Origin of the sequence: Terrisporobacter petrolearius, from assembly GCF_020748185.1 — a bacterium.
GTDB classification, from domain to species: Bacteria; Bacillota; Clostridia; order Peptostreptococcales; family Peptostreptococcaceae; genus Terrisporobacter; species Terrisporobacter petrolearius.
The window spans coordinates 59,775-86,575 of record NZ_JAHZMO010000006.1; the positions used below are offsets into that span (position 1 = coordinate 59,775).

General features: G+C 26.1%; 21 protein-coding genes. 17 read left to right on the top strand and 4 right to left on the bottom strand.

Annotated elements, in window-relative coordinates; translation table 11 throughout:
• Positions 1-77: 77 nt before the first annotated feature.
• Positions 78-2,492: a CDP-glycerol glycerophosphotransferase family protein gene (locus K0040_RS05545; RefSeq protein WP_228107940.1), complete on the bottom strand. Its 2,415-nt coding sequence runs from the start codon at positions 2,490-2,492 to the stop codon at positions 78-80.
• Between the two features lie 185 nt (positions 2,493-2,677).
• Between K0040_RS05545 and K0040_RS05550 the strand changes: the two genes are divergently transcribed.
• From K0040_RS05550 to K0040_RS05595, 9 genes are all read left to right on the top strand, one after another.
• The gene (locus K0040_RS05550; protein ID WP_228107941.1) at positions 2,678-3,850 is read left to right on the top strand and encodes a CDP-glycerol glycerophosphotransferase family protein; all 1,173 of its coding nucleotides are present in this window, start codon (positions 2,678-2,680) and stop codon (positions 3,848-3,850) included.
• A 15-nt stretch (positions 3,851-3,865) separates the two neighbouring features.
• On the top strand, positions 3,866-4,261 hold the full coding sequence (gene tagD / locus K0040_RS05555) for a glycerol-3-phosphate cytidylyltransferase (protein ID WP_074919997.1): 396 nt from the start codon (positions 3,866-3,868) through the stop codon (positions 4,259-4,261).
• Between the two features lie 11 nt (positions 4,262-4,272).
• On the top strand, positions 4,273-5,529 hold the full coding sequence (locus tag K0040_RS05560) for a CDP-glycerol glycerophosphotransferase family protein (protein WP_228107942.1): 1,257 nt from the start codon (positions 4,273-4,275) through the stop codon (positions 5,527-5,529).
• Positions 5,530-5,654: 125 nt separating this feature from the next.
• Positions 5,655-7,127, top strand: coding sequence for an O-acetyl-ADP-ribose deacetylase (locus K0040_RS21030; protein ID WP_331476275.1), 1,473 nt, complete (start codon positions 5,655-5,657; stop codon positions 7,125-7,127).
• Positions 7,128-7,213: 86 nt separating this feature from the next.
• Positions 7,214-8,008 (top strand): HAD family hydrolase, encoded by a 795-nt coding sequence (locus K0040_RS05575; RefSeq protein ID WP_228107943.1) that lies wholly within the window; start codon positions 7,214-7,216, stop codon positions 8,006-8,008.
• Positions 8,009-8,195: 187 nt separating this feature from the next.
• Positions 8,196-8,477 (top strand): ArsR/SmtB family transcription factor, encoded by a 282-nt coding sequence (locus K0040_RS05580; protein ID WP_228107944.1) that lies wholly within the window; start codon positions 8,196-8,198, stop codon positions 8,475-8,477.
• A gap of 33 nt (positions 8,478-8,510) precedes the next feature.
• Positions 8,511-12,764 (top strand): DUF445 family protein, encoded by a 4,254-nt coding sequence (locus K0040_RS05585; protein ID WP_228107945.1) that lies wholly within the window; start codon positions 8,511-8,513, stop codon positions 12,762-12,764.
• 109 nt (positions 12,765-12,873) lie between these two features.
• Positions 12,874-13,614: a hypothetical protein gene (locus tag K0040_RS05590; RefSeq protein ID WP_228107946.1), complete on the top strand. Its 741-nt coding sequence runs from the start codon at positions 12,874-12,876 to the stop codon at positions 13,612-13,614.
• A complete protein-coding gene (locus K0040_RS05595) occupies positions 13,604-14,239 on the top strand; it encodes a DUF3298 and DUF4163 domain-containing protein (RefSeq protein WP_228108013.1) in 636 nt (211 codons plus the stop codon). Before K0040_RS05590 ends, K0040_RS05595 begins: the two co-directional genes overlap by 11 nt.
• A gap of 38 nt (positions 14,240-14,277) precedes the next feature.
• Here the strand turns inward: K0040_RS05595 and sleC are convergent, their stop codons facing one another.
• Positions 14,278-15,543 (bottom strand): spore cortex-lytic germination protein SleC, encoded by a 1,266-nt coding sequence (gene sleC, locus K0040_RS05600; RefSeq protein ID WP_228107947.1) that lies wholly within the window; start codon positions 15,541-15,543, stop codon positions 14,278-14,280.
• Between the two features lie 186 nt (positions 15,544-15,729).
• Here sleC and K0040_RS05605 point away from each other — a divergent pair, with 186 nt between their 5' ends.
• The 5 genes from K0040_RS05605 (at position 15,730) to K0040_RS05625 (ending at position 21,231) form a co-directional block, all read left to right on the top strand.
• Positions 15,730-16,461, top strand: a complete 732-nt coding sequence (locus K0040_RS05605; protein WP_228107948.1) for a PrsW family intramembrane metalloprotease — start codon at positions 15,730-15,732, stop codon at positions 16,459-16,461.
• Between the two features lie 532 nt (positions 16,462-16,993).
• A complete protein-coding gene (gene lepB, locus K0040_RS05610) occupies positions 16,994-17,527 on the top strand; it encodes a signal peptidase I (protein WP_228107949.1) in 534 nt (177 codons plus the stop codon).
• Between the two features lie 25 nt (positions 17,528-17,552).
• Positions 17,553-19,217, top strand: a complete 1,665-nt coding sequence (locus K0040_RS05615; protein WP_228107950.1) for a nucleoside kinase — start codon at positions 17,553-17,555, stop codon at positions 19,215-19,217.
• A 313-nt stretch (positions 19,218-19,530) separates the two neighbouring features.
• Entirely contained in the window at positions 19,531-20,088 is a 558-nt protein-coding gene (locus K0040_RS05620) for an ArsR/SmtB family transcription factor (RefSeq protein ID WP_074919985.1), read from the top strand.
• 138 nt (positions 20,089-20,226) lie between these two features.
• A complete protein-coding gene (locus K0040_RS05625) occupies positions 20,227-21,231 on the top strand; it encodes an aldo/keto reductase (protein WP_228107951.1) in 1,005 nt (334 codons plus the stop codon).
• A 46-nt stretch (positions 21,232-21,277) separates the two neighbouring features.
• Here K0040_RS05625 and glsA read toward each other — a convergent pair whose 3' ends face one another.
• On the bottom strand, positions 21,278-22,195 hold the full coding sequence (gene glsA, locus K0040_RS05630; protein WP_228107952.1) for a glutaminase A: 918 nt from the start codon (positions 22,193-22,195) through the stop codon (positions 21,278-21,280).
• 94 nt (positions 22,196-22,289) lie between these two features.
• Positions 22,290-22,694 carry a RusA family crossover junction endodeoxyribonuclease gene (locus K0040_RS05635; RefSeq protein ID WP_228107953.1) on the bottom strand — a complete coding sequence of 135 codons (405 nt, stop codon included), beginning with the start codon at positions 22,692-22,694 and terminating at the stop codon, positions 22,290-22,292.
• A 63-nt stretch (positions 22,695-22,757) separates the two neighbouring features.
• Here K0040_RS05635 and queG point away from each other — a divergent pair, with 63 nt between their 5' ends.
• From queG to nth, 3 genes are all read left to right on the top strand, one after another.
• Positions 22,758-23,663: a tRNA epoxyqueuosine(34) reductase QueG gene (gene queG, locus K0040_RS05640; RefSeq protein WP_228107954.1), complete on the top strand. Its 906-nt coding sequence runs from the start codon at positions 22,758-22,760 to the stop codon at positions 23,661-23,663.
• Positions 23,664-23,793: 130 nt separating this feature from the next.
• A complete protein-coding gene (locus tag K0040_RS05645; protein ID WP_228107955.1) occupies positions 23,794-26,022 on the top strand; it encodes a Lon protease family protein in 2,229 nt (742 codons plus the stop codon).
• Between the two features lie 149 nt (positions 26,023-26,171).
• Positions 26,172-26,798 carry an endonuclease III gene (gene nth / locus K0040_RS05650; protein ID WP_228107956.1) on the top strand — a complete coding sequence of 209 codons (627 nt, stop codon included), beginning with the start codon at positions 26,172-26,174 and terminating at the stop codon, positions 26,796-26,798.
• Positions 26,799-26,801 lie beyond the last annotated feature (3 nt).

Genomic DNA, 26,801 nt, shown 5'->3' on the forward strand with positions numbered 1-26,801 from the left:
TAAAATTATGAATAAGTAAGGGTTAAACTTAATAAAAAGTTTATTTTGTATTTACTTATACTAACTATTGAATATTACTAAGCTAGAAGATTTTCAAATTGTTTTACTGCTTCTTTGTTGTACTCTTTATAATCAACATTCATACATTTAACTTTATTATTTAGCAAATCAATCATACCATTATAAATTCCGTTAGTTGAGTTTTCTACAAGAGTTCCTTTATTTTTCAACATAAATTGTCTAGGTCCATCAATGTCTGTTGAAATAACAGGTAATCCTAACATATCAGCTTCAGCAATAACCAGTCCAAATCCTTCGTAGTATGAAGATAAAACGAAATAGTCGCATTTTTTCAAAACAGTATATGGGTTTGACATGGATTTAATAATTATAATATTTTCACTGCATACTTTTGATTGTGCATATTCTAAAGTAGAATTATATAGTTTGCCATGACCTCCAATAATAAATAAGTAAGTATCATTATTCTCTAACCATACTTTATAGAATGCATCAATAAGTCTTAGATGACCTTTTTCTTGTGAAAATCTTCCTATTGTAACAAACTTTTTAGAGTTACTATTTAGAATTGTTTTCATTCTTTCTAAGTCTGTATTAATAATTGTATCATTGTCTATTAATAATTCATCTGTAGACATTGCAATAACTCTACTATAATCAATAATATTATTTGCAATTAATTTATTGGATGTTTTACAAAAATAGTTTACTGATTCAGACATGTCAACGGTAACCATTGCAACTTTATTATATGTATTATAAGCATATGATAAAACATCCTTACGTTGATTATTCCTAGTTCTTATTTCTTCAACCATATTATTATGAACATAAATAATATTATTACACTTAAACTTAGAATACTTCAAAATAGGACTAGCTTCATATCCACAAAATTGTATTGCATGCGAAAAGTTAATATCGCCAAATGAACGCCTAATTTCAAGATTATAAGCGGTGTCAAGATGTTTAGCCATAGTTGAAGCTGAAATAAACTTATTATTATATAAATGATATATAATTTCTTCTTTCAATGTTAAAACCATTTTTCCCTGTATGGGAATATAATTAACTATTGATTTTAAGTCTTGGAATTGAGTTAAATTATGTTTTATTTTTCTGGGAATATAATTAATATAATAATTTTTTTTATCTAAGTCTAAATTAAGCAGTAAATTTTTTATAGAGGTAGTAATACCATTTTTAGCCATGTTACCCACATAAATTAAAACATTTTCCTTATTGTTTTTAGGAATTTCAAATGTGGGCATTATATTATTTTTGTTTAATATTACAGTGTCGCAAAGATTTTTACATGAATATTTACTATCATATGAACAGTAATTATCAATAAATTTACTATCATTGTAATTTTTATCAGTTATAATTTCATTGAACAATTCATCAATATTTTTTACTAAAGGAAACGGTAAGGTATTAATATCTAAGTATGTACCACGATTATTTAAGTATTCTTCTTTATCATATGTAAACAGAATTATTTTATTTTTAGTTAAGGCATAATCAAACATTACACTTGAATAATCAGTTATTAAGCAATCTGTTGCAGCCAAAAACTCATATGTTTCAAAGTACTTAGGCATAGGTTTTATATGTTTAAACATCTTATAGTCTATTCTAGAACTTGCCAATGGATGAATATTAACATACATGATTTGACTATCTGTTAATCGTTTGTCAAGTTCGAGTAAATGATATAGTATATAAGTATTTTCTATAGTTTTACCTTGAGTAATACTGTGATTACGATAAGTTGGCATATATGCAATTACTTGTATATCATCATTAATTTCATAATATTCACGAACTTGTAATCGAATATCATCATCAAAGAAAACTGAATTTCTAGGATAACCCCCTAATATTGGCCTGGAATTACAAATATTTTCAAGCATGTAGTCATTTAGCATATGATCCATAGTAAATTTATTAGGATAAAGCAAATAATCTGATAATATAAAATTTCTTTGAACATTTCCAAGAAGATGTGCATCAGCATTACTGTTCTTACCTAAGGTCTTAAGTGGTGTTCCATGCCATGTATTAGTATATACCTGTCCTTTTCTTTTAATAAAGAAAGGTAAAAAAGTTGTATCGTTAAATAAGTACTTAGAAGTAGCTACCACTTTATAATATTCCTTAGAATAAATTGATACAGTTTTAAAATTATCTAAATTATACTTTTCTAAAGCTTTAAAAATATTATTTTTATTGCTTTCTTTAACTGTAAAATAAATATCATAATCTTTATATGACGTATTAGTCAAAAGTTCTTTTAATATATAATACATATTACCGTTATAAGTTCTACCATGTTGTGATTCTAATAAAATAGCCTTTTCATTTATAGGTAAATCTTTTATATATTTACGATATTTCATTTTATTGAACGATAATTTTTTAAAAGATTTACGTAACTTTTTATATTTTTTTTTGAGTCCCTTTATCATATTTCCCCCTCGAAAAATGTCTAATATTAAATATTTATATTACAATAAATAATTATAGACAAATTATACCAACTAAACAAAAAAAAGTAAAATATTTCCTACAAATTGTTTTAAAGATGGTTTATAATTGTTATAGTATGTAAAAAATGGAAAGGGAAATATATGTATAGATTAGGAAATGGGTTATGATGGAAAAAATTTTAAATTTAATAAAAACTCAAATCTGTAGAATTATATTTAATTGTAAAATAGAAGATAATATATGGATATTTTCATCTACCAATAACAGAAAGTTTAACTATAATTCAAAATATATGTTTGAATATATTTTAAGTAATGAACCAGAGATTAAGCCGTATTATGTAATCAATGATGATATATTAAGAAAACAAATGCAAGAAAAGTATGGAGAAGAGTATTTTATTAATACAAAAAATGCAAAGGGAATATTAAAAGTACTGTCAGCTAGGGTATGGTTAACGTCTGCAGGACTACCATTGTATGGGTTTGGTTTAGGTAAGAGAAGAATCATTGTGAATCTGTGGCATGGAGTTCCTTTAAAAAAAATTGCTTTAATGGAGAATAATTACGGAATTATTAAAAAAATTTATTTTAAAAAAATTTTTTCTAATAATTATAGATATATTTCAACTACCTCAAATAAATTGACTACTATAATGAAAAATAGCTTTGGAGTAAATGAAAATAAAATTAAAGTTTGGGGACAACCTAGAAATGATGTTCTATTTAAGGGACAAAATAAAAAAATAATTCAGTCATCATATCCTGATATAAATAAATATGAAAGAATAATATTATATGCACCAACGTATAGGGAGTATAAAGATACTATGCTATTTCCATTTGATGATTATAGTAAAAATCAATTGAATATGTTTTTACAAGATAAGAAGGCTATTATATTTATAAAAACACATATTGATGAAACAGCTAATACATCTAAATACATAGATGATAGAGTAAGATTGTTGGATGAAGACATGGTTGACGATATTATGGTTGTACTTAATACATTTGATGTACTAATTACAGATTATTCGAGCATTTATATAGATTATTTATTATTAGAAAGACCAATGATATTTCTGCCTTATGATAAGGATGAGTATCTAACTAAAAGAGGGATGAATTTTGAATATGATAAAGTTACACCGGGATATAAACCGAAAAGTATGAAGGAATTTTTAGAATCATTAAATATGATATTTGAAAATGAAGATATATTTGAAAAAGAAAGAAAATCAATAAATAGTCTATTTAATGAGATAAAGGAACCATGTTCAGCAAAAATTTTTTCATATATTAAACATGATATATGTGCATTAAAAAGTAAATAATTGGGGGAATTAACTATGAAAAAAATAATTACTTACGGAACATTCGATTTATTACATTATGGTCATGTAAATTTATTAGAAAGAGCAAAAGCATTAGGTGACTATTTAGTAGTTGTTTTATCAAGTGATGAGTTTAATTGGGATCAAAAAAATAAAAAATGTTATTTTAGCTATGAAGAAAGAAAAAGATTACTAGAGGCAATACGTTATGTAGATTTAGTCATACCAGAAAATAGCTGGGACCAAAAAATAAATGATGTTAAGGAATTTAAAATAGATACATTTGTAATGGGAGATGACTGGAAGGGTAAATTTGACTTTTTAAGTGAATACTGTGAGGTGGTATATTTACCTAGAACTCCTGAAATATCAACCACTCAAATAAAAAAAGATCTTCAGGCGGTAAAATAGGAGATATAGAAATGAAAAAGAAATTGAAAAAAAAATTAAAAAAAATAATTATAAAAATTTTAAGTATAACACCAATTACTAAGCAACTAGCTGTAAATTTAACTGCTTGGGATAAAAAAAGAAATTACTTAAAAAAATTTTATAATAAAGAAATTATTAATGACAAATTAATAGTGTTTGAAGCATATATGGGAAGACAATATAGTTGTAGCCCAAAATCACTTTATAAGGCAATGTTGGAAGACGACCAATATAAAGATTTCATAAAAGTTTGGGCATTTAAAAAGCCTAAAGAACATGAAGATTTATTAAAAAATGATAATACAGTTGTTGTTAAATATAAGAGTAAACAATATTATAAATATTACTCTACAGCGAAATATTGGGTGACTAATTCAAGAATACCTAATGAAATAAAAAAGCACCCTGATCAAATATATATCCAATGTTGGCATGGAACACCACTAAAAAAATTAGGATTAGATATCGAAAACTATACAGGCACTAAAATATCTACTAAGGATTTACATCATAATTATAAGGTTGATGCACAAAGATATAGCTACTTAGTATCACCATCAAACTTTTTTAATGAGAAAATAACGTCAGCATTTGGGTTAAAAGATATAGGTAAAGATAATATTTTTATAAAAAAAGGATATCCAAGAAATGATTTTCTTTATGAATTTACAGAAGAGGATTGTGAAAGAATAAAAGAAAATTTGAACATTCCAAGAAATAAAAAAGTTATACTTTATGCTCCTACTTGGAGGGAAAATCAGCATGAGCCAGGGGTTGGATATACATATGATTTAGGTTTGAATTTTGATATTTTACAGAAAGAACTAGAAGATGAATATGTAATTTTGTTTAGAGCTCATTATTTTATTAGTAATGCCTTTAACTTTGAAAAATATAATGGGTTTATAATAAATGCATCTAATCATGATGATATAAATGAATTATACATTGTCAGTGATATGCTAATAACAGATTATTCAAGTGTATTTTTCGATTATGCAAATTTAAGCAGGCCAATAATTTTCTATATGTATGATTTTGAAGAATACAAAAACAAAATGAGAGATTTTTATTTATCAGTAAAAGATTTACCAGGCCCAATTGTAAAGGACGAGATTAATCTGTTAAAGGAGATTAATAAGCTAGGGACTGATTTTGTATACGATGAAAAATATGAAGAATTCAACAATAGATTTAACCCACATAGAAAACCATGTAGTTTAGAAGTATTAAGCGAATGCATATAAAATAAAGCAAAAAAGGAATGTTTTCACATTCCTTTTTTGTTTTATTCAAATTCGAACATAAATGAACGAGTTTCTGTTACCATATATCTATATATGATAAAACTTATGTAATAGGAGGAGATAAAGTGTATAAAATATATTATTCCAAAGACAAAGTTTTAGGAGGATTATGGGGATTGTTAATAGGAGATGCAACGGGAGTGCCTTATGAATTTTATCCACCTAACCAAATTCCACCTTTTGAGCAAATTGATATGATCACACCAAAGGGATTTGAGAAAACTTATAAAGATGTACCATTTGGAACTTATTCTGATGATGGAGCACAATTTTTATGTGTATTAGAAAGTTTTTTAGAATGCGAGAAATTAGATATTAAAAATCTAGGGGATAAATTGGTTGATTGGTGGACTTGGGGCCATTTAGCTGTAGACAATAATGTATTTGATGTAGGTGGACAAACAATGCAATCGTTGATGAAATATAGTTCAGGAGTATCACCTTATGAAAGTGGATTTACTATAAAAAAAGGCCAAGGAAACGGGTCATTGATGAGAGTGTTAGGTATTCCTTTATTACATGATGGTAGTGATGAAGATCTGGTAGAGGATGCTCATACTCAATCATTAATCACACATGGACATGTTAACAATCAAATATGTTGTGCGTTATATTCTCTTATAATAAGATATATTTTAAAAGGAAATGACTTTGATAGTGCTTATGAAATAAGCATAAAAAAATTAAAACAGATATATGAACATGACAAAGATTATTTACAAGGGCTAATAAATAATATTTTGCCAGAAGATGCAGTAAAAGAATGTGGCACAGGATATGTAATAGATTGTTTAAAAAGTAGTTTTAAGGTTATTAGAGAAAGTAATTCTTATGAAGAAGCTATAAAAAAGGCCATAGCTCTTGGAAATGATACGGATACAACAGCCGCAGTAACAGGTGGAATAGCAGGGGTTTTATATGGTTTTGAAAGTATTCCAAAGAAATGGTTTGAGATGCTAAGAGGAAAAGATGAAGTGAATAAATTAATAAATAGTATTGATTTTAGAAAAGAAAAATTAAGAGAAAGAGTAGAAGTTATAAATGAAGATATTACAAAGTTAAATGTTGATGCAATAGTTAATGCTGCTAACAGTTCTCTTCTTGGTGGCGGTGGAGTTGATGGAGCTATTCATAGAGCAGCAGGACCAAAGCTTTTAGATGAATGTAGAGTTTTGAATGGTTGTAAAACAGGAGAAGTAAAAGTAACAAAAGCCTATAACCTTCCATGTAAAAAAGTCATTCATACTGTTGGACCAATATGGCAAGGAGGAAATACAAATGAAGATAAACTCTTATATTCTTGTTATACAAATTCCATAGAAGAAGCCATAAAAAATAATTGTAAAACGGTAGCCTTTCCGGCTATAAGTACAGGAGTTTATGGATATCCATATGAAAAAGCATGTATTGTAGCGTGTAAGGCAATTAGGGATATGTTAAATAAATATTCATTCCAAGAACTTGAGAAGGTATACTTTGTGTGTTTTAATAAGGAAATATATGATAAATATTATGAATTAATGTTTATATTTGATTAATTTATTTATAAAAATATTAGATTAAGAGATATACGAAAAAATTTAATGATATAATAACATAAAAAATGTTAGAGGGAGAATAGAATATGACAGTAAAATTAATTGCAGCAGATATGGATGGTACATTATTAGATAGTAATAAGAAATTATCACCATATTTATTTGATTTAGTAAAAAAATTAAAAGAAAAAGAGATTAAATTTGCTATTGCTAGTGGGAGACAATATTTTAATTTACTTGAAAACTTTGAAGATATAAAGGGAGACCTTGTTTATATTAGTGATAATGGATCTATTGTATATGATAATGGACAATCCATTTATGTAGATGAAATCAACACCCAAGAAGTTAAAAAAGCTTTGAAGGATGTAAGACAAGGGGAAGGAATGTATCCTATTTTGTGTGGTGTTGAATCTGCATATGTGGAAAATGATAATGAAGTATTTTTAGAAAATGCAAGAATGTACTACGCAAAACTTGAAATAGTAGAAGATTTAATGGATGTGTTAGATAAGGATAAAATATGTAAATTAGCTGTTTTTGACGAAGTTGATGCAGAAAATAATGCATTTAAATTGCTAGAAAAATATAATAAGAATTTAATGGTTTGTTTATCAGGACATAACTGGGTAGACTTAATGAATCCAGGAGTAAATAAAGGTGAAGCAATAAAAATTCTTCAAGAAAACTATAATATTTCTTATGATGAAACAATGGCTTTTGGTGATTATTTAAATGACTATGAAATGATGCAAAGTTGTAAATATAGTTATGCAATGGATAATGCCCACCCTAAATTAAAAGAAATATGTAACTATAGAGCTAAATCAAATGATGATGATGGAGTAGTACATGCCATAAAAGAATACTTTGAATTATAAATTTAGGAGAATTCATAAAGCTATAAGATTAAATCTTATAGCTTTTTAATTGTAAGAAATTATAACAATATGTAAAATATTGACATAATTATTAAATTTAAGTATATTAGTAATTACTAATATACTTAAATTTAATAATGGAAATACTATTATAATAAACATACATAAATAGAGAGGAAGCTTAATAGTGGAAGAAAAAACAAAAAAGTTAGCAAGTCAATTGAAAGTGTTAGCTAATGAAAATAGATTACTGATTTTATATTACCTAATAGAAAAACCAATGACAGTAGGAGAATTAAATAAAAAGTTAGGTAATATAACTCAGTCAGGACTATCTCAGCATTTATCTATATTAAAGGCACATGAATTGTTAGATAGCAACAAGGATGGTCTAAATATAACTTATTTTGTGAAAGATAAGAAAGTTCAAGGAATACTACAAATGCTAAAAGATAATTATGTCAGATAGTATAAAAAATAAAAAGACAGATGGGTGGTAAGTATGGTTACATTAGAAAATGGATTATTTTTATTGCTACAAGCTTTTTCTAGTGGTGTAGCAGGTTATATTACAAATAAATATGCTGTTAATATGATCTTTAAAGAATATACACCATTAAAGATTGGTGGAGCAGTAAAGAAAAATAAAGAGAAATTTATAGAAGAAATAAGTGATTTAGTAGAAAGAGATATAATAAATTCGCAAACTCTAAGAGATAAGGTTCTAGGAGAAAATTTCAAACTTGCCATGGAAAATGTGGGTGAAGATTTTTTAAAAGAATCTTTATATGAGGTTTTTGAAAACAAAAAAATAGAAGAAATGCCTGGCTGGAGTGAAACATTAATAAATGGAGAAAAGTTTTTAAGATATAGCTTAAAAAAAGTATTACCTCAGTTAATAACTAATGCTGGGGAGAATATAAAATTAGAGAAAATATTAAGTGAAAAACAAATATCTCATATAGTTGATAAAGGGTATAAAGAAATTGTTACTAATATTGGATCTAATGATGAATTAAAGCATTTATTAAGTGATTTATATGAAGAGCAAGGTGAAGTATATTTAAGTCAGTTAATAAGTAAGGACAGTGGAGAAAAATTAACCAGAATAATTAGCTGTGAAATAATGAACTCTATTGATGAGCTATTAGACAATAATAAAGAAACAAAATCATTGATAGACAAATCTTTATCATTAATAGATATAAAAAGTTTATTAAAGGATCTTCAAAAAACTATAGGAACTAAAACTATAGATGACATTTTAAGTGAAGAAGAATTCAATAAACTAAGTTTAATGATATATGAAAAACTAGATGAACTAATAAAATCTGAAGAGGGTAAAATCAAGTTAGGAGATATAGTCAAAGAAGTATTTGCTTCGGCTAAAGATATAGATTTAACAGTTTTTGAGATATTGCCAATTCATTTTGGAAGAATTTCTAGTGAATATGTAGCAGATTTAATTAAAAAAGCTATACCTTATTTGTCATCATGGATAAGTAATAATAAAACCCAAATAGAAAACATGATAGACGAATCCATTTTAGAAAGTATAGATAATATTGATGATGAGTTAAGAAAATCAATGATTTCAAAAGTTAAGGATTCTATGCTTTTGGATTTTGCTTCTAAAAATCAAATAGTAGATAAAATTGTGAACTTTTTAGAAGAATATAGAATAAGTGAAGAAGATTCTTACAAGTTGTATTCAAAAATAATTAAGTTTTTAGAAGAAACTAAAATCAAAGATTTAGTAGTTTTATTAGAAGAAAATAGTTTGATTAATGAGGAAAAAGTAATAAATATTGTTTTAGATAAATGGGATACTGAAGGAAAAGAATTATCTAAGATTTTCTTAAAAAGACAAACATCGAAAACTTTAAATAAGTTAATAGACCAAGATTTAAATAAATTATTTAATAAAAATATCAAGCCAAAACTTTATGATTTAATAATAAATAATAAAGCTAGAATAATTTCTTATTTAGATAAATCTATATTTAATTTGGTTCATGTTAAAATAGAGTCTTTGCTAAATAGCAAAATAAAAAATTTATTTAATAAAAATAAGGTTGATGAATTTTCATCTTTATTACCTAATAAAATAGTTAATATTTTAAATAAAAATAATATTAATTATAAGAAAATCATCAATAAGGAAATAAGTGATTACATTAAAAACATAAAAGTACAAGATCTATTAAGTGAGAATGAGGAAAAAATAATAAACTCAATAACAGAAAAGACTGTAGATTTCACTAAAAAAGAAGCTAATAAATATAAATCTTATGAAGTTAAAGATTTACTTGATAAAATAAATATCAAAGAAGATTTACCTAAAGAAATAAGTAATAAACTATATGGAAATATAAAAAATAATTTATCAACTATAGTAGATGGAAGGGTAAAAAAACTTATTTATGATAATCTTATCAAATTGGATGAAGAAGAAATATGCAATATAGCTCAAAGTTTTATGGGTAAACAGTTAAAACCACTATCAATGTTTGGTGCATTTCTAGGAACTATTGTGGGATTAATATTTGGTATTACTATGACCAACATTAATGGATCTTATGGTTTTTATAATAATGTTACTAATACACTAATGGCATGTTTACTTATGGGTGTGGTAGGTATCATGACAAATGTTATAGCTCTTTGGATGATATTCTGCCCTTATGAAAAAAATAAATTTGTTTCTAAAATACCTTTATTTAAAGTATTTTCTATAGGATATATACCTTCTCATAAAAATAGTTTTGCATCAGGTATGGCATATTTTATTGATAATGAATTACTAAGCGGAAATAGGGTAGTAAATTCATTTGAGTCACAAAAGAATAATTTTAAAAATCATATTATATCTAATATAAAAGACAGCAATTATATGGTTATTATAGACTTTGTTAGATGCAAAAAACATAGTTTAGCTAAAAAAACATATGGTACTATTTTAAAATTAGTAAAGAAAAATAATAATAGAGTATGTAGCAGTATAGGAAACAGATTTTTAGATATAGAATGTGGTAGATTTGTATCCGTAGATTTTGTAAATAACAAAGCAAATGATTTAATAGAGATTATAAATCGAAGAGAAGATAAAATAATAGGATACTTAGAAGAAAAATTAAAAGCAAATAAATCTTTGCAAGACGTACTGCCAGAAGAATTGATTACAACTGTTAATAATAAGATAGAAAAACAAATTAATGATTATATAAATAAAAATATGGAAAATTCATATGTTGAAGATGTAGTAAAAAATATAATCTTTAGAAATGAAAAAACTTATAATTATATAATGGATAAATCAATAAAAGATATAATAAGCGAAAAATCTCTTTTAAATATACAAAATAGTGTTAAAACAGATAAATTTATAAATATTACACTTTTAAATTTAAAAGACCAATTAAATAGCTATTTACAAAATTACTTAGGAACAGAATTTCAAGAAGAAAAGAAATTTGATGAGCTATTAGGTGGCAAAATTAAAGAAAAACTAGATAACAATATATATAATATTACAGATGTAGCTAGTAAAAAATTAATAAGTTATATAAAAGATAATAACGAAATGATATCATCAATGATAGTAAAAATTGTAAGAAAAAATCTTAACTTCTTTGTTAAGATGGCATATGATTTTGCTGATGGTGATGGACTTGTCAAAGATGTTGTTAATATAGTAATAAATAATAAGATAGAGAATTTAATATTAGATGACAAAGATCAGTTGTGTACAATTCTAAATAATTATTTTGAAAAAGAGATATATTCAAGTAAAGTTAAAGATTTAGGATTAAAATCTACAGAAATTAACACAAGTTTATTGCTTGACAGATTAGTTTTTTCACTGAAACAAAATGGAAATTTTAAAAATAATATGCATAGTGCATCTGATTTAATTATAAATAATATTTGTGAAATAAAAGCTAAAGAAATAAGTGAAATAGTTGAATTAAATAACTTACAAGAAACTTATGATAAATATAAAGATTTAATTAATATGGCATCAAAGAATATAATTGACAACTTAAATGGTAATAAAGAGGCAGCTAATGAATTCTTAAGAGAATTGTTAGAAGAAAAAGCTCTTAAACATTTTTATTCCATTAACTTGGTTGAAATATCATGGGAATTAAATAAGGATGATGTAACATATGTTGTAGATAATATTTTAGAGAAAATTAATAGTAGTGAAGTTGTAAATTATCATGTATTACAAATATGTAGAAGTATTTACATTTCATCAATAAGAAACAGTAAATTAAATTCTTTGATAGATAAAGAAATTTTAGAAAGTGATATTAATGACAACTTAAATTTAATTCTAGAAGATAAAGATTTCAATCATAAAAAAAGAGTAATTGTTGAATCTATTATAGATCTATTGTTAGATGATAAATTAAACTTCATTACAGAAGATTTTAAACTTTATATAACAAATAACATTATAGATTCAGGATTTAGTACAATAGAAAAAAATATAATACCAATGTTAAGAAGTTTAGACCTTCAAAGCATAACTTTAGAAGAAGTAGATAAAATGCATCCTAAAGAAATTCATGAGTTATTCAAATCTTTTGCTGGAGATTTCTTTATAAAGCTTTATATCTATGGAGGTTTTGGTTTAATATTTGGTATAAATGTATACTTATCAATAGTTCTATTTATAATAGACATAATATATACTAAAAAAATTGATTCAAAAGTGGAAGAATCTCAATATAAATTATTCAGAGAATAAAGGAAAATACTTATAGGCATTAGCCTATAAGTATTTTTTTGAAAAATAAATGGATAAAATTTATAAAATTCCTAAATATAATAAGGAACTATATTTAGGAGGAACTTTAATGAAGGACTTAAAAAATTTTATAAAACCAATTGTATTTTTAACTTTAGGATTAATGCTATTATCATTAGTACGAAGTGTTGATTTCACATCTATGATGACAAAAATACAAAATAACATTCAAGAGGGATTAAAAGTCGTAAAAGTTACAGATGAAAAGTCGCAAATTAATGATGAAAACTTAGTTATTAAATTTAAAGTACCCAGCATACATTATGACAATAAAGATGTAGAAAAAAGCATAAATTCTTATATCAAAAAAAATATAAAAGAGTATATTAATGTTCAAAGACAAATAAACAAAATGAATACATATGGAGAGAAAAAAGCTATAAATATTACTTATAGTGTTGTATTTGAAGATGAAAATATAATAAATCTAATTATAGAAAAGAATACAACTTGGGGAGAAAAAGATTATAAGCTAGAAAAAGATAGTTATGTATTCAACTTAAAAACAGGAGAAAGAGTATATTTAGATGAATTTTTAAAAGGAAATGACGACTATAGCATAGTAATAACTGAAAATATTCAAAAAATAATAAATCAAAAGCACCCTCTATATGGAAATTTGAATATTGATAAAAATACAAATTATTATATAGAAGATAGATATATTAATATTTATTTTAATCCATATAAACAAAGCCAAGATGATACTCAATATGAGTTTAAAATACCTTACGATGTATTTAAAAATAAAATAGAAGCATGTAATAATTTTTTTTTTAATTTCTGTTAACAGTGAAGTCTTAAAAAAACAAAACAAATATTTAAAAAGTACTCTTGAAATACCTATTATAAATAGTGGAAATTCAAAGATAGACGATAAAATTAATGAAAAAATAAAGGACGATATTTTGAGTTTTTATGAAGAGTCTCTCAAAGAAGCACAAAGTTTCTTAGAGGATTTTGAATTAGATGAAAGTAATTTTGTTGCGGACGCATCTTATGAAGTAAAAAAGAATACAGTAAATACAATTAGTATTCTCATTAAATATTACAAATATAGTGGTGGGGCACATGGATACTATGAATATGTTCCGTATAATATTGATTTAAAAAGTGGAGATAATTTAGCTCTTAAGAATATTTTCAAAAAAGACGTAGACTATAAAGAGATTATAGATAAAGAAGTAGAAAAACAAATTAAAGAATTAGGTAAAAAAGAGAAAGACTTAGACAAGGTTTATGATTTTTATGGAATAAAAGAAAATCAAAAATTTTATTTGAAAGATGACGAAATAGTAATATATTTTGATTTATATGATATAGCACCTTATGCAGCAGGAATACCGGAATTCCCAATAACTGTAGACAATATAAAAGACCAAATAAAAGAAGAGTATTTAGAATTGGTTAAATAAAAATACTATCAGAATTTTTCTGATAGTATTTTTATTTGCTAAATTAGAGGATTTAAAGAAGCTATTTTTGTAGTGGCTACATATATTCTAGAAATGGCATACCACGTTTTAAAATCAACAACACCTGTTTGAGGTAAGTTGAATATTTGTTGGAATTTTTTCACGGCTGCTGCTGTTAGTTCTCCAAATACTCCATCTTCAATGACCTTTCCTAGAGCGGGATAAGAGTTGGCTATAGCGTTTAATTGGTTTTGTATAGTTTTAACATAGGAATTATTAGAACCTAATTGTAATGTAAAACCAGGGAACGAAACAGGTACACCGCTGACCACCTTTGCCTGTGCAAAAGTTATATTATCACCATAAAAATATCTTAAAATATCTTCGTAACTCTTACCTTGATCACCTAAATCTTTACTTCCCCATTGTGTCATTTGGTCAGGACATTGAGACTTTACACCGTCACAATATTGTGCAAGTAGTGGCTGTCTCGCTGTAGGAGGTCTTCTGATAAATGTATTAAATATATCATCTACAATTACGCTTATATTATCAAACACATTTCTATTATGAACATATTTGTGATCATAAGCTGTAGATGAAGTTATGGTAAATTGGAACCCCTTATTTCTATACCATTCGGTAAAAACTCTGTTTAATGTGAATGATATTATGGCTATTACATTGGCGTATATAGTTTGAGAAGGCCATGTGGAATAAATTTCTGAAGATGCAACATTTTTTATATAATCGTTAAAAGGAACCCAATAATTTTTTGCACTAGTATCCTCAGGTAAACCATCATGAACGACAATGAACTCTGGAACTACTGGTTCATCTAAAACAACAAAACCTGTTGGAGGAGGAATTGGTTTTAAACTACTTTCAGGTATTTTAGGTGGAAAGTTACCCCAAAGCGTATGTTCTGGTATATTATAAATTATTTCGTTTTGTCTTTTCAGACTTTTTCTTGCTGGAGAACCTATGGGAACATTTTGTAGCGCTTCTACAACAGGTAAGATTTGAGTACCTTTTATTAAAACTGTCTCAAAACCATCTGCTAAAACTTCTACCATATATTCGCTATAAGGTTTCACGTTTGATGGTTGAAGAGAATATTCAATATCAGGTGCAGATAAGATTAAATCACTCACCTGACCAGACTCATCGGTTTTTAAGTTTTCAAATATAGTACCTGTGTTATTTTGTTCATCGTCCATACCATATATATTTATAGTGGCATCTTGTATTGGCTTGTTCGTAGAAGAATTTATAACGTTGACAGTCAAAAAACCATCTTGCATATAATCACCCCTTTTAAATTAACTAGGCTGTAAATACTCTAGTTTATTCTATGAAATATATTTTATTTTGTTAAATAATAAAGTGTTAAAAAGTAAATATTAAAATTTTTTACTAATGGAGATAATAAGTATTAATTTTAAATATCTAAATATTAATATATATGCAAAGAAAGGTTATATTAAAATATGAAAATTTACATATTAGCATTAGCTGTATTACCAATAAGTTTTTTTGTAGGATGGATTTATTTGAAAGACAAATATGAAAAAGAACCACCTTTTAAATTAATGGAATATTTTATGTTAGGAATTTTAGTAAGTATATTAGCTATATTTTTAGAGTCCTATTTTAGTAAATTGAATGTATTCTCTGGTACAGTGGAAGATCTATACATAGCTTTTTTTGTAGCAGCATTTACAGAAGAGGGATTAAAGTCTATAATACTAATACCTGTTTTACTGAAAGATAAAAACTTCAATGAGAAATTAGATGGAATAATTTACTCTATTTTTTTATCCCTAGGATTTGCTACAATAGAAAATATTATATATTTAATGAGGGAAAGTCTGGACCTATCTTTCCAATTGGGAGTAACTAGAGGTTTAATATCTATACCATCTCATATAATGTTTGCAATTACTATGGGGTACTATATTTCAAAGTATAAATTTTCGAAAAAAGATGATAATGGAATAAATAAATATTTAATATATGCCGTAATTATTCCTATATTACTTCATGGAGTTTTCGATTTTATCTTGATGATAGGATATAGATGGGCTATTATAGTCTTTATAGTGTATATAATATTCTTATGGAAAATTAATTTAGATAAGTTAGACAAATATGTACTGTATTCAAAAGTAAGATTTTATAAGAGGAAAGATAAAAGTAGAAAGGGAGATAAAATTGACTAATCTGCCAAAATAATTTTTAGATAAAAAATAAATAGAACAGGGAAAAATATTCTTCATGAAAATTAAACTTATTACTTCAAAGATACCTCAGATATGAGTGTTACTTCAAAATTAGAAGCTAAATAAGGAGACAATTTAAAGGTTATTTTGATAAAATAGTAATTGATGGTCCTTGTCCTGGTAAGAAAATGCTTAGAAAAGTCAAGTAGAAGTAGATGATTGGAGCTATGAAAAAGTACTAGAATGCCAATCAATACAAAGGGATATAATAAGAGACGGATTTGAAATATTAAACAAAGATGAAATTTTAGTATACTCAACATTTACTTTTGTTAAAGGGTAAATACAATGAAAACTGATAAGAGTATAAGATGAATTTTAGTAGAAGTAGAAGGTATACTTTTGGGATGGATAAAATATCTAATGGAATTTTGAAAAATAACTATCCAAAAGGTCCTAGAATTAACTATACTTAAATTGTTGTAAGTGTAACACATTATAAATAATTACATATTATTGAGGAGATGATATTTTGAGTGGAAAAGTAAAAAAAGAAATATTTGAGTGGGTAAAGGTATTTGCACTAGCAATAGTTTTTGCTTTTATCATAACACAATTTATAAAACCAACACTAGTAAGAGGAGATTCTATGTATTCTACTTTAGAAGAAGGAGATTACTTAATTATAAATAGGATGTCTTATAAATTCAAAGAGCCTAAACGTGGAGATATTATCGTATTTGAATCTGACTTACAACAAGAAGATGGAAGTAGTAAGGATTTAGTAAAAAGAGTTATAGGTGTAAGTGGAGATAAAGTTAAGATAGAAAATTCTAAAGTATATGTAAATGGAGAAGAATTAGTTGAAACCTATATTCATGATGAAATTACAGAAGGTGATATAGATACTGTTGTCCCAGAAAACTCTGTATTTGTATTGGGAGATAATAGAGAAATAAGCTTAGATAGTAGATATGATAGTGTAGGCTTTATTAATGACTCAGATATATTGGGTAAAGTTTTTGTTAGGTTATATCCTTTTAATAAGATAGGTTTATTAGGATAATAATAATCGTAAAGGGGTAGTTAAAATGAAGCAGTTAAATTTAACTATAGAAGGTGAAAAAAAAGCTTTCTTAATTGAAGATACTTCAACAGGCATAAAACTAGAAGACATTGCTTGTGAAATTGAAGATAATTATGCTGGCTATATAACTTTAGCATCTGTAAACAATAGATTAAAAGAATTAACAACACTTGTATCAGATGATTGTAATATTAAATTTTTAGATACTAATAATAGTGATGGAAATAGAGTATACTCTAGATCGTTGACTCTTGTGTTTATAATGGCTTGCGAAGAATTATATGAAAACTGTAAAGTAAGTATAGAGCACTCTTTGTCAAACGGTTTGTACTGTGAAGTTATTACAGACAGAATATTAAATGAAAAAGATAGAGAATCTATCAAATTAAAAATGCAAGAAATTATAGATGCAGATTATAAAATTGAAAAAACAATTGTAACTAAGAAGGAAGCAATTAATTTTTTCAATGAATGTAATATGAAGAGTAAAGCAGAATTATTAAAATATAAGGAACATGATGATATAAAAATTTATAAATGTAATAATCATGTGGATCATTTCTATGGACATATGTTACCATCTACAGGTTACCTAAAAATATTTGATGTTTTAAAGTATGAATGTGGATTTATATTACTTGGACCTAGAGAAGGCGAAAAATCAAAAGTTAGAGAGTTTATTCCTCAACCAAAACTATCAAATATTTATTTGGAAATGGAAAACTGGTCTAAGTTAATGGGTGTAGATACAGTTTTATCTTTAAATAAAATAATAGAAAATGGAATATATGGAGAATTAATTAGAATAGTTGAAGCTTTACAAGAAAAAAAACTAGGACAAATTGCAGATATAATAAAACAAGAAAACAAAAGAATAATACTAATTGCAGCACCATCATCTTCTGGAAAAACTAGTTTTGCTCACAGGTTATCAATACATCTGAAAGTGAATAATTTACAGCCCATCTCAATATCTTTAGATGATTATTTCGTAGATAGAGATAAAACTCCATTAGATGAATTTGGAAATTATGATTTTGAATCTATATATGCAATAAATTTAGATAGATTTAATAAAGACTTAAGTGATTTATTAGACGGAAAAGAAGTAACTATTCCAAGGTTTAACTTTAAAAAGGGTATAAGTGAAGAAGGTAAGAAACTTAAAATAGAAAAAAATCAACCAATAATATTAGAAGGTATTCATGGATTAAATCCAACTTTAACATCATCAATACCTGACAAGGAAAAGTTTAAAATTTATCTTAGCGTATTAACACAGGTAAATTTAGATGATCATAATAGAATACCTACTACAGATTTAAGGTTAATAAGACGTATTGTAAGAGATAATCAATTTAGAGGTCATAATGCTACAAGAACAATATTAACTTGGAATTCTGTAAGAAGAGGAGAAAAACAAAATATATTTCCTTATCAAGAAGAAGCGGATATGATTTTTAACTCGTCTTGTGTATATGAATTGCCAATTTTAAAAGCTTATGTCAAACCACTATTAGAAGAAATTGACTCAAGTAGTGAAGCTTTTAGTGAAGCTAATAGGATATTAAAATTCCTTCAATACTTTGTGGAGCTTAAAGACATATCGGACTTACCACCTACATCAATAATTAGAGAATTTATAGGTGGAAGTAAAATTGTAGACTAAAACGAACTTTATAGTTCGTTTTTTTTGTTAAATTTTATTAACTATATATTTTGAAATATTATAATAAATTATTATATAATAAAAATAGTGTATATAAACTCTATATTTAATCAGTAATTTATATATTAATATAACAAAAAATAAGAGATATTATGACAAAAAGTATGCAATTTTATACATAAATAAAAGACAAAATGAAAAAATATAAAAAAAATAAAAAAATAAGTTTAAATATGTATAAGCTTTTGACAATTATATACGCTTAATATATAATGGGATTATATTAAATAAAAATGTTTTAGGGGTGGAATATATGAAAGATGTATTAGTATTGAGAGATTTAGATTGTATAAAAGCAATTGCTCATCCTCGTAGGGTAGATATTTTGAAAACGTTTGATAAAGAACCTTTATCAGCAAAACAGTTATCAGAAATATTAGATGAGCCACATGCAAAAATTAACTACCATATCAAAACACTTTATAATGTGGGGATTTTAGAATTAGTTGAAGAAAAAATTAAGTCAGGTATTGTAGAAAAATATTATTATCCAACTGCAAATAATATAGTTATTAGTAGAAAAATAATAGATTATACTTTAGAGCAAGAAATAGATGCAAACTTTGTATCTATATCAGATTTTGAAGATACTATAGAATCTTTCTATGATGCGGCTGAAGCAGGCGCTTTAAATGGGGACAGCATTTTAGAATATGACAATGTATTATTAACAGAAGATGAAATATGTGAGTTAAGAAGTGCATTCAAAGTTAAAGTTAATGAAATAATTGCAAAAAGAGATAATAGTAATAGAGAAAATGAAAAGAAACATGATGTAGTGATGTTTGCAATTCCTTTACAAAATAAATAAGAAAATTATAAAAGTATCAATTATACATTGGTACTTTTTTTTGTTAAAAAAATGACACTTATGAATATTTATAGAATAGCCACAAGTTATGCGAAAATAATATAATATATATTATATATAAAAAAGGAGGTTGAAAAGTTGAGAAGTCTTGGAAATACAAATATGATAATTAAAGAAGTTGGATTTGGAGGAATACCCATACAGAGAATCACCCAAGAGGAAACGAAAAAAGTTGTTGAGGAGTTAGTGCATCAAGGTATTAATTTTATAGATACAGCAAGGGGATATACAGTAAGTGAAGAGTATATTGGAAATGCAATTGAAGGTAGAAGAGAAAAGTTTTATATAGCAACTAAAAGTATGTCTAGAAATTATGAGGATATGAAAAGAGACATAAATATAAGTTTAAAAAATTTAAAAACTGATTATATTGATTTATACCAAATACATAACCTTAAAGTAGAAGAATACGATACTATATTTAATGATGATAAAGCATATAAAGCTTTATTAGAAGCAAAAAAAGAGGGGAAAATAAAGCATATAGGAATAACAAGTCACAGTTTAGAAACCATATCAAAGGCTGTTGAAGAGGGGAAGTTTGAGACTATACAATTTCCATACAATATTGTTGAAGATCAAGCAGATGAAGTTTTTAAAAAAGCTTATGAAAAGGGAATAGGAACTATTGCTATGAAACCTCTAGCTGGAGGAGCTATTGATAATGGTCCTTTGGCTATAAAATATATATTATCAAAAGAATATATTGATGTAGCTATTCCGGGTATGAATACAATTGAACAAGTTAAGGAAAATATTTCGGTAATAAGTGATAAAAAGCTCACTCATGAAGACAAGTTAAGTATTGAAAAAATTAGAAAAGATTTAAATGGTAATTTTTGCAGAAGATGCGAATACTGCCTTCCATGTCCTAAAAACATAAATATACCGCAAAATTTTTTATTGGAAGGATACTATACTAGATATAATTTGAAAGAATGGGCATTAGAAAGATATGAATCACTAGGTGATGCTAAGGCTAGTAAATGTATAGAATGTGGTATTTGTGAAGAAAAATGTCCTTATAATTTACCGATTAGAAATATGCTTAAAAATGTATGCGATAAACTGGAAAATAAATAAATTAAAAAGCAGCAATAACATCTTAGATGTTTTAGCTGCTTTACTTTTAGAAAATATTTAATTCTAATTTATTTGATAAATCTTCGAGTACGTTTAATCCACCAATGCTATTTCCTTTTTTATCTAATGCAGGACCAAACACACCTATACCCATTTTTCTTGGAACAGATGCCATTATTCCTCCGCCTACACCAGATTTAGCAGGTATACCAACTTTAAGAGCGAATTCCCCAGAAGCATCGTACATTCCACAAGTAACCATAAATGTTTTTACCATTCTAGATATATTTTCACTTATTACACGTTCGCCAGTTTCTATATCGATACCATAGTTTGAGAATAGTAAACCGATTCTAGCTAAATCAACTACATCAATTTCAATAGAACATTGCTTAAAGTACAAATCAAGTGTTTCTTCCACGTCTCCTTCTATAAATCCATCATTTTTTAATAAATAGCCCATGGCTCTATTTCTATCACCTGTTAGTTTCTCAGATTCATAAACAGATTTATTTATTTCTAGAGAATCATTCTTAGCAAGTTTTCTGAAAAATGATAACATACGTTCTTCTTTTTCTTGTAGATTTTTTCCTTTAATTAGAGATGTAGTTACTATTGCCCCAGCATTTATCATTGGATTGCAAGGCTTTTTAGTATCATTAGTTTCTAACTTCATTATAGAGTTAAAAGGATCACCACTTGGTTCCATACCTACCTTAGAAAAAACATGTTTCCATTCATTATCCATTAAAGCCATAGCTAAAATTATAGGCTTTGATATACTTTGGATAGTAAATTTTTTATTATAATCACCAGCACAGTAAATGTTATTATCTTTATCTATTACACATATACCCAAATCATCACTATTTGCATTTTTTAATTCGGGGATATAACTAGCAACTTTTCCGTTAGCTGTACACTTTTTATTTGATAGAATTATATCATTCAATATATTTTGCATATTAAGAGTCCTCCATATATTAATATTTTTAAAAAATTATTTTTAAAAAATATAAAATAATATTAAATTTTAATCATTTTGTTATAAAAATAAATTATTTTGAAATAATGTTGTATGTAACATTATACTTTGAAACTGGATAAAGTTCAATTTCAACTCTTGGATTTTCTTTATCAATATAATCAAATAATAAAACAGGCTTTAATTGCTTGTCATTTTTTATAATACCACTTTTTTCTATTCCGTCACAAATACTTTTTGGATAGTTATGTAAATCTCCCATTCTTTTATTAGGGAAATATAATTTCATAATAGTTATTAAATCTTCTTCTATAACTTCACCATCATACTGTGTGTTTATGTATCCAGCAATCATATTTTCATAAGCTACATATTTAGAATATTTTCCTTTTGATGGCATCCAAGCTTGACCATGAACGTTATGCAGTTTAAAATTAGATTTACTAATAGGTCTTCCTGGGATTGTTAGTTTAATCAAATTATCACTTCCTTATCATTAGTTTATTATAAAACTAAAGAGGATTTAAAGAAAGGATATTTTATGAATAAAGATAAAATTAAAAAACTTTTTTATAATAAGGGACTAGATGTAGTTGGAGTAGCACCTATAGGTCCATATTATGAATTAAGAAAAACCTTAGAAGAAAAAGTTAATGCAAATCTTGTAACAGGTATGGAAGAATCTGATATAGAAAAAAGAATAAATCCTAAATTAATTATGGAGGATGCGTCGTCAATTATAGTATGTGCATTTCCTTATTACATAGAACAAAATCAAAAATCAAATATATCAAAATATTGCTATGGACTAGATTATCATTTAGTAATAAAAGAGAAGCTTAATAATATATGTGAGGAAATAAAAAAGATAGATGAAACATTTGATTATAAAGTTTTTGCTGATAATGGGCCTTTAGTAGATAGACATTTGGCTTATTTATCAGGTATTGGCTACTATGGAATTAATAATAATATTATTACAGATAAATATGGTTCTTACGTGTTTATTGGATATATAGTAAATAATTATGACCTTGAACCTGATAAACCTACAAATAAAACATGTATAAAGTGTAATAAATGTGTAAAATATTGTCCGGGAAATGCCTTAGAGGGAAATTATAAGATGAATCCTAAAAAATGTGTATCATTTATAACTCAAAAGAAAGAAGAACTTACCCGAGAAGAAATAGAAAAAATTAAAAAGAATGAATCAATATTTGGGTGTGATGTATGTCAACAAGTTTGTCCTCATAATAAAGATATATGTGAAAGTAATATTAAAGAATTTACCTTTAACTTAATAACTAATTTAAATGAAGAAGAAATTAATAATATATCAAATAAAGAATTTAAACGAAGATACAAGAATAGAGCCTTTAGTTGGAGAGGAAAAAATATTATAAAAAGAAATATGGATATATTAAAAGAAAAGTCTATGAAGTGATAAATCATAGGCTTTTTATTTTTTCAAAATTATTAAGTCAAATTAAAGAAGGCTAATACATATAATTAATTAAGTTTATAAGAGAGTATAATCTTAGTTCATATAAATAGGGGATGGAAAGGGGAAGAATATGCAAAAATTTAAAAATACATCAGAAATAGAACCTTTAAAAGATTTTTTAGGTCAAGACAGAGCAGTAACAGCTATGGAATTGGGTTTGAAAATAGATAACCCTGCTTATAACATATATATAGCAGGTGACCCTGGAACAGGAAAAAGCACTTATACCATGAAAATACTAGAGGAATATTCTAAAGATAAAAATAGTCATAAAGATTGGTGTTATGTGTATAATTTCGATAATCCAAGAGAGCCTATTGTAATAAGTTTAGAAAGAGGAAAGGGAAAAATATTCAAAGATGATATAGAAGAGATGATAGATAAATTGTTTGAAGAAATAAAAGATGCATTTGATAGTGAAGAATATGAGATAAATAAAAATACATTACTGGAAGAATATGAAATGCAAAAAGAAGATTTAATCAAAAAAATAAAAACTTATGGTGAAGAAAAAGGATTTAAGCTTAAAAGTAGTAAAGTGGGCATGGTATTTGTCCCTTTAAATGAAAATTTTGAGGATGAAGTATCTTCAGAAGAGTTTTTTAAAATAAAAAAAGAACTAGAAAATATGGCCATAAAAGTAGTTTATCAGATAAGAGAAATTGAGGAAAACATAAAAACTATAATGATTGAAATAGAAGATGAAGTTGGAAAATTAGTTGTGGATCCTCACGTTGAAGGATTAAAGACAAAATATAAGGACTATGAAAAAATTATAGATTATATTAATAAAGTTAGAGAAGATATATTGAAAAATTTGGAACTATTTTACTTAGATGATGAGGAACTTAGAGAATATTACAATAAAGATTGCTTCTTAAAATATGCAGTGAATTTATTTGTAGACAATGAAAATAATGAAAAGACACCTGTTATTGTTGAAACTAATCCAAGTCCATCAAATTTATTTGGTAAGGTTGAGTATGATTATAATAGTGGCAATATAAAAACTGATTTTACCAAAGTTTTTGCTGGATCTTTGCAAAAAGCTAATGGAGGATATTTGGTTTTGTACGCCCAACAGCTTTTATCTTACCCCCTATCATGGGAACTTCTGAAAAAAGCTATACAGTCACAAAAAATTCCTATGGAGACAAAGGTATCAATAGAACCGGAAGAAATACCACTAAACGTAAAAATTATATTAATTGGAAGTAACTATATTTATGATGTACTTTATAGATATGATAGTGAATTTAGTAAATGTTTTAAAATTTTTGTGGATTTTGATAATGAAATGGACAGAAGTGACGTTACAGAATATGGAATGGCAAAATTTATAGCATTTCAATGTGAAAAAAACAAATTGAATCATTTTACTTATGAGGCTGTGGAGGATATTATAAAACATAGTACTAGATTAGTAGGAAGTAAGAAAAAACTATCAACAGATTTTAACAAATTACTAGAGATAATAACAGAAGCAGATATTTTTGCCAAACTAGAAAATAAAGAATTTGTGGATAAGAAACATGTAGAAATAGCTATACTAGAAAAGCGTAAGCGTTTAAATAAAATAGAAAACAAGATTGATGAATTTATTGAAGATAATACGATAATGATTGATACTGAAGGCAGTAGAGTTGGTGTGATAAATGGACTATCGGTTCTTGGTATGGGAGAATATTCATTTGGAAGACCGTCAAGAATTAGTGTAACTACTAGCATGGGAAATAAAGGTATAATAAATATAGAAAGAGAAGTAAAAATGAGTGGAGCAATACACAATAAAGGAGTGCTTATTTTACAAGGCTATTTGTCAGAACAATTTGCACAGGAATATCCTTTATCAGTAAATGCATACATTTGTTTTGAACAAAATTATGGAGGAATAGATGGTGATAGTGCTACTTTAGCAGAACTATGTGCACTACTATCATCCTTAAGTGAAATACCAATAAAACAAAATATAGCAATTACAGGATCTTTAAACCAAAAAGGAGAAATACAAGTTGTTGGTGGAATAACAGAAAAAATTGAAGGATTTTACAATGTATGTAAAAAAAGAGGATTTAAAGATAAAGTGTATGGTGTGATTTTGCCAAAAGATAATATGGACAATTTAATACTTTCAGATGAAATGGAAAAAACAATAAAAGATGGATGTTTTAAAATCTATCCAGTGAGCAAAATAGAAGAAAGTGTAGAAATTTTAACGGATAAAATGTTTGAAGATATCAAAAAGCTGGTAAAAGATAAATTAGATACTTATAATAAGTCAAGAGAATCAAAAAAGTAATAAATGAATTGATATAATAAAAAGCAAGAACTTAATAAGTTTTTGCTTTTTTAATACAAAAAATCAAAAAATTGAGAATTATTACTTTGTTATAGATTGATTAATTTGATAGATAATAAAAGTAAAAGATAAAATAAGGGGGAAAATAAATGAAAGATGTAAATAAAATATTAGACAAGTTAGAGAGAATTTATCCAGATGCTCATTGTGAATTAGAGCATACTACAGCTTTTGAATTATTAATAGCTACTATATTATCTGCCCAGTGTACTGATGTTAGAGTTAATATGGTAACTAGGGAACTTTTTAAGAAGTATAATACGCCAGAGGATTTTGCAAATTTATCTGAAGAAAAAATAATGGAAAAAATAAAAACATGTGGTCTTTATAAAAGTAAAAGTAAAAAAATTAAAGCCACATCAAAAATGATATGTAGAGATTATAATGGTAAAGTTCCAGATACTTTAGAAGAATTAATAAAACTTCCTGGCGTGGGTAGAAAGACAGCAGATGTAGTCTTAAGTAATGCGTTTAACAAAGATGCCATAGCAGTAGACACTCATGTTTTTAGAGTTGCAAATAGGATAGGTATTGTTAATACAAAAACTCCAGAAAAAACTGAGTTTGCTCTTATGGATACCATCCCAAAACACAGGTGGTCTCATTCTCATCATGTATTAATATTTCATGGTAGAAGAATGTGTAAGGCAAGAAAACCAGAATGTGAGTTGTGCCCAATAAAAAATGATTGTGATTTTTATCAAGGAAAGGAATGATAC